Source organism: Bacillus cereus group sp. BceL291 (assembly GCF_051776705.1).
Classification (GTDB): Bacteria; Bacillota; Bacilli; order Bacillales; family Bacillaceae_G; genus Bacillus_A; species Bacillus_A cereus.
Genome location: NZ_JBPWAP010000146.1, coordinates 1 through 6,372, shown reverse-complemented (window position 1 = coordinate 6,372; position 6,372 = coordinate 1). Strand labels below are relative to the sequence as shown.

Sequence of the window (6,372 nt, the reverse complement as noted above, 5' to 3'; positions counted from 1 at the left end):
CTTTTAGCCAAACAAGCTCTTTCTTCATGGCAGGTAGTTTGGCAGAGCATGTACCATAGGTCAAGCCTTTTCCTGTCTCTTTGTATGCTTGATCCCATAAGGATAGGAAATGATTGAATACAAAGCGAGAACACCCAATCGTTTTGTTGATTAGAATTGCTTGTGCCTGATTTGGATAGATACGAAACTTATAGGCTTTATTCATCATTATTTGATTCACCTCCATTTCGGTATATGACTATTATACACCAAACGTACATTCGATAGGTAGTGGAGTAACACTTTCTGTATGTCGAACAATTAAGATGGCTTCCTGCCATCCCTTGTTCGAAGCCAATTCATCTCCCCCCTACTCACTGGGCTGTGCCCTCCACGCTCCTTGAGGAAGGAGTCTTCTTGGCTAAAATGATAAAACTACTTATCTTATTAAATTAAGTAGTTTTATGAAGTATCCCAGTTTATAGAGCAGGATAATTATAATTTCAAAATATAAAAACTTTTAGCCATTGTTATTTCATTACCTATGTTTAGTTCTGTAATCCCAGTTTTAGAATAAGTCTTTGTTGAAGAATGTATACAATAGAATATCAAGGTTCTATTAGATGAAATTCTGAAAAGTAAATTACGTACAGTGCTGGAGATAGAAGGTTTTTTAAAACGGCAAAAAATTAGATTAACATTAGACTGTGTGAACAAATTGAACTATAAATAAGCAGCTGCACTAGTAACAGTATTAAGGCTTATTTTGCTACTCTTCCATATAATGCTTCTAGAAGCTTTAATTTAAAAGGAATTCCATTTCTATTCGTACAAAATTGACACTCCTCCCCTAAAGTGGCCAACTAACGTCAGTAGGATTCTTGCTACCAAAGGCCAAATCCATTTCTTGTACCGCTGAAGTGTAAAGATTGCGGTGTGCCATCACCAATCCCACAACAGACCGTATAGTTTCGTAGGCTATGGTACTGTGATCATACCGTACAGATTGTTGGTTCTCAAATGTATTTACGTCTTTTGCATGACTATGAATAAAGTATACCTTGTTTTGCTATACAAAAACGATGAGTTCATCCCAAGTCTAAAGACGGACTAAAGTCCTGCGTAGGCTTTTCTATACCGTAAATTCTGTGAACGGTATTTTAAAATTGTGGTAACATGAGCCTAGATATAATATATTCAACAAATATCTTAGGATGCATGAGATATAGGACATTCCTTTGGCAAGGAAGTCTCTGCCCTTAATGACCGTGAAGCGTCTCATCCTAGTGAAAGGGATAGGTAATAATTATTGTTCTTAAAATTCTGAATTTTATATATTTTATTTATACAAAGTAATTTGTTACTTATTTTATATTTTATTGTTAGAATGGATACCAAGTTGTAGGAGGTGATTTACATAATTACCAATATTATCTTTTCAATTTTAGAAATATGGAGGAGGGACGAGATTGTTAAGTAATATTTTTTTCTTTGATTAGATTTAGTAATATCATTAAAATTTATTTTTTTGTATATAATAATTAAAAAATAAAAAAGGATACACATAAAAAGGAGATGCTAATAAATGAAAATACCTTGTTTTGTTATGCGTGGAGGAACGTCAAAAGGATTATTTTTTTTAGATAAACATTTACCTTCAAATAAATCAATTAGAGATGAGGTTATTTTAAAAGCGTTAGGGGCAGGAAATGCTCGTGGTGTTGATGGGATGGGTACGTTAGATCCTTTATCAAATAAAATTGCAATTATTCGAATTTCCACTACACCAGGAATAGATATTGATTATTTATTTTTACAGGCGGATTTAAAGAGAAGGATATTAGACGATAGTGTAAATTGTGGGAATATAATTGCAGCTGTTGCTCCTTATGCAGTAGAGAGCGGATTGATTAAAGTCGGGTCAGGAAAAGAAACTATAACAATTAGAAATTTAAATACAAATGTAATTGTTGAATCAACTATAGCCACTAAAAACGGAAATGTTGTATATAACGGAGATATTAAAATTGACGGTGTTCCGGGTACAGGAGCTCCGATAGATTTGAATTTTAAAAATTCAATCGGCTCAGTTACAGGGAAGTTATTTCCTACAGGTGCAAAAACGGATGTTATTAATGGAATTAATGTATCTTGTGTCGATGTATCAGTGCCATTAATTATAATTCGAGCCAGTGAATTAGGAATTATAGGAAATGAAAGTCCAGATGTGTTAAATGCAAATAAAACATTTTTACATGACATTGATCTTATTAGAAAAAAGGTGGCTTGTCTTGCAAATTTAGGTGATGTATCAAATAAGGTCATCCCTAAGATTGCGGTAATTTCAAAACCTAGGGAATCTGGCACTATTACATCAAGATATTTTATTCCTCACCAATGTCATAGCACTCATGCAGTAACAGGATCGCTCGCATTATCAGCAGCCATAAAAATTAATGGTACAACTGCATACCATGTTGCAAAAAATAATGATTTAAATAAAATGAAAAAATTGAATCAAATTATAATCGAACACCCAGCGGGGAAAATTCAAACAGAATCAGTTATTGAGGAGTCATCTAATGGATATGTAATTAAGAAATCTAGTATTACACGAACAGCAAGGTTACTTTTTAAAGGCGAATTAATAATACCTTGATCAATGCATTGTTTTTCTTGATATAGTTTTAATGGCACATTTTTTAAGCACCGAGAAATTTAAAGAATAACGTTTCTCGGTGCTTATATTTATTAAGGAGGCTTAAATTAAATGGATAATCTTAAAAAAGCGACATTTTTTATGGTTCTTTCAGGAATTAGCTTTTCACTTTCTGGATTTTTTGCAGAACATGCTATTATATCAGGAGATTTCTTTGTAACTTTAACAGCAAGGTTTTTTATTCCTTTTCTATTCTTAGTCCCTTTTATTATAAAAAGAATGGGGAAAATTTCATTTTGGAGTAATAGTTATAAACAATTACCTCGAGCTTTTTCTATTACATTTTCACAGGCATTATTTTTTTTATGTGCAGCTAAAACCTCACTTTTCATAGCAATGGTTTTATATAATACAGGTCCTATTTTTATCTGTCTTATTACCCTTTTTTCAAAGACGAGACGTGCGACAAGAGCAGAAATATTGGCAGCATTTGTAGGTTTTTTTGGAGTGTTTCTTGTTTTAAAAACCGGTGGTATTGATTATGAATCATTCCTTTATTTGGGGGTAGGTTTACTTTCAGGATTATCCTTAGCATTTTCACAATTTTTTTTACATAGAAGTGCACAGACGGATGATAATCTATCCATTATGGCCTATACATACCTATATGGAACAATAATATCGGGTGTACTCTCTGCATGTTTTTCAAAGGGGAATTATATTGGTGTATTTACGAATAGTACAATGGTACTAGTATTTTTATTTTTAATGGCAATGGGAAGTTTAGGGAATCAATGGTTTAGAGGAAGGGCGTATAAGTTAACTACGAGAATTTCAAATTTATCTGCGTTGTTATATTTAAACATTTTGTTTTCACTGTTACTAGATATATTGTTTAATAATAGTATTCCATCAGTTATTCAAATTACAGGTGCTATTTTTGTGATGGGTAGTGCTGCTATTCCAATTATAGTACGTGTAAATAAACAGCAAACAGAACAAAGAAGGGCAGCAAGTTCATAAAAAATAGAGTAGATAAAAGGTTTCCTTCCACAAAAACATGTAGCAGTTGTGAAAGATATGTCATTGTCTGAACAAGTATATTCTTGTATATACGGTGCAAATCTTCATAGAGATTATAGTGCAGTTATTAACAACAATGAAGCAATAAGCCTATTAGCATGAATATTAATAAAGTAGCCTTTGGAACAAGAGATTTAGTTCGACCGTCTTAGGATGAATTTCTTAGCTATTAAAAGCAAAGACTAATCGAGATGAACTCACTTCGAACAGTTTGTTAGAAAGCCAAGTGGCGAATAGTAGACCTGACCTAGATTCGAATATTCATTAAATTTAGGATGTTATAGAGAAAAACGTTATATTTATGTATATTTTTGGAAGTTCCTGTGTTGTAATTCACTTTGTGAAGCATTCTAAAGTTCATCTCTTTACAGTTTTTTACCTTATTATTCTCTATGTATAATACTATTGACGAAGAGAGTGTATATCCTCTCTTCTTTTTTTATCATTTTAGCCAAGAAGACTCCTTCTTCAAGGAGCGTGAAGGGTCCTAGCCCAGTGAGTAGGTGGGAGATGAATTGGCTTCGAACAAGGGATGGCACACAGAAAGTGTTACTCCACTACCTATCGAATGTACGTTAGGTGTATAATAGTCATATACCGAAATGGAGGTGAATCAAATAATGATGAATAAAGCCTATAAGTTTCGTATCTATCCAAATCAAGCACAAGCAATTCTAATCAACAAAACGATTGGTTGCTCTCGCTTTGTATTCAATTATTTCCTATCTCTATGGAATCACGCATACAAAGAGACAGGAAAAGGTTTGACATATGGTACATGCTCTGCCAAACTTCCTGTCATGAAGAAAGAGTTTGTTTGGCTAAAAGAAGTGGATAGTATTGCGATTCAGTCGTCTGTTCGTAACCTTGCGGATGCTTATACACGCTTTTTCAAAAAACAAAACAGTACCCCGTGTTTTAAATCTAAGAAGAACAACGTACAATCTTATACCACAAAACAAACAAATGAAAACATTGCTGTTGTAGGAAACAAAATAAAGTTGCCGAAACTAGGTCTCGTTCGATTTGCCAAAAGTCGCGAAGTAAAGGGGCGTATTTTAAATGCTACAGTTAGACGTAACCCTTCTGGCAAATACTTTGTGTCATTGTTAGTTGAAACAGAAGTGCAAGAACTTCCGAAAACACAATCTTACATTGGAATGGATGTGGGACTAAAAGATTTCGCCATTTTGTCAGATGGAACCATCTATAAAAATCCGAAGTTTTTTCGATCATTAGAAGAGAAGTTGGCGAAAGCACAGTGTGTTCTTTCTAGAAGAATAAAAGGATCTTCTCGCTGGAATAAACAACGAGTAAAGGTAGCTAGAATTCATGAATACATGGCAAATGCTAGAAAAGATTACCTGGACAAAATCTCAACCGAAATCATCAAAAACCACAATGTTATCGGTATAGAGGATTTGCAGGTATCGAATATGTTAAAACATCATAAGTTAGCAAAAGCCATTAGCGAGGTATCTTGGTCACAGTTTCGGACCATGTTGGAATATAAAGAAAAATGGTACGGCAAACAAGTTATTGTTGTATCGAAAACCTTTGCTTCTAGTCAATTATGTTCTTGTTGTGGATACCAAAACAAAGACGTTAAAAATCTAAACCTACGTAAATGGGACTGCCCTTCTTGCCGTACACATCATGATAGGGATATTAACGCAAGTATCAATTTAAAGAATGAAGCGATAAGGCTTCTAACCGCAAGGACTGCGGGGATAGCCTAATCAATTAGAGTTCGATAGAACTCTTTACTTAGGAATCCCTCACTTCTAAACGAAGTGAAAGTGGGGGTAGTTCAAAGATCTTGTATTTCTTTTTTAGTGAATAGCTTTTTAGTCATTTTAAAATTTCTCCGGTTCTAAATTTTCTTTCTATAATACAAGAAATACCCTATCGAATAGATTTTTTTTACGGTCTATTTAATAGGGTACATTTTATACAGATATTTACTTTTATAATACGTGTGCAAGTTTTGTAATAGTGCTCTATTTATTCTAATTGGAGTATTTAAGCTAGATACTACTATATGGATATGTAATTTTACATATCCATATAAAAGACAGATATGTATTAATCACTATTAAATTATATTGATATCATTTTTAGGCGAGGGATTCATTTAGATTTAAAGGAATTAATGGATTTTTATGTTTAATTATCATAGTATAATTATTTCACTTTATGAAATGAAATTTGGATTTAACTTTTATAAATATAATATTATATAATTTGAATGAAAAAATATCTGAAAAATCAAATTTAATCAAAGCGATTTTCTGGTTTACTTATGAAAAACATAGTGTTTAAAATGAGGGGGAAGTAAGGTCCTTATATTCTATCAAAAATAAATAAAAAAAAGAGATGTAATTACTTTTTTGAAAAAATCTCTATCTTCAAGTATGTGTGAAGAAATCCTAACGTTAGGTTGTACAACATTTACGATCAAAACTTGTAAAAAACAATAGTGAAGAGGTGTACGGAATGAAGAATAAAATTATGACAGGATTTTTAATAACATCAATTGCTACCGGGGCGACTATTCCTATCAATACTCTCGCAACGCCAATCGTTCAAGCAGAAACAAAACAAGATAATATAGATATTTCCTCAGCATTACGAAAAATAGGTGCACACTC

Annotated in this window: 4 protein-coding genes and 2 pseudogenes; 5 read left to right on the top strand and 1 reads right to left on the bottom strand. The window is 32.8% G+C overall.

Annotated features, from left to right (window positions below; all coding sequences use genetic code 11):
• Positions 1 to 208, bottom strand: a 208-nt coding sequence (locus tag ACS2CR_RS33050) for a helix-turn-helix domain-containing protein (RefSeq protein WP_326265869.1), incomplete at its 3' end; no start/stop codon positions are given.
• Between the two features lie 1,356 nt (positions 209 to 1,564).
• Here ACS2CR_RS33050 and ACS2CR_RS33045 point away from each other — a divergent pair.
• The 5 genes and pseudogenes from ACS2CR_RS33045 to ACS2CR_RS33025 all read left to right on the top strand — a co-directional run.
• Positions 1,565 to 2,638: a PrpF domain-containing protein gene (locus ACS2CR_RS33045; protein ID WP_000701098.1), complete on the top strand. Its 1,074-nt coding sequence runs from the start codon at positions 1,565 to 1,567 to the stop codon at positions 2,636 to 2,638.
• Positions 2,639 to 2,749: 111 nt separating this feature from the next.
• A complete protein-coding gene (locus tag ACS2CR_RS33040) occupies positions 2,750 to 3,661 on the top strand; it encodes a DMT family transporter (RefSeq protein ID WP_000369347.1) in 912 nt (303 codons plus the stop codon).
• Between the two features lie 5 nt (positions 3,662 to 3,666).
• A pseudogene (locus ACS2CR_RS33035) lies at positions 3,667 to 3,823 on the top strand (zinc ribbon domain-containing protein); the annotation flags it as partial.
• Positions 3,824 to 4,341: 518 nt separating this feature from the next.
• Complete coding sequence (gene tnpB / locus ACS2CR_RS33030) at positions 4,342 to 5,460, top strand: IS200/IS605 family element RNA-guided endonuclease TnpB (protein WP_081003128.1); 1,119 nt, start codon at positions 4,342 to 4,344, stop codon at positions 5,458 to 5,460.
• A gap of 757 nt (positions 5,461 to 6,217) precedes the next feature.
• Positions 6,218 to 6,372, top strand: a pseudogene (locus ACS2CR_RS33025) (hemolysin BL lytic component L2); the annotation flags it as partial.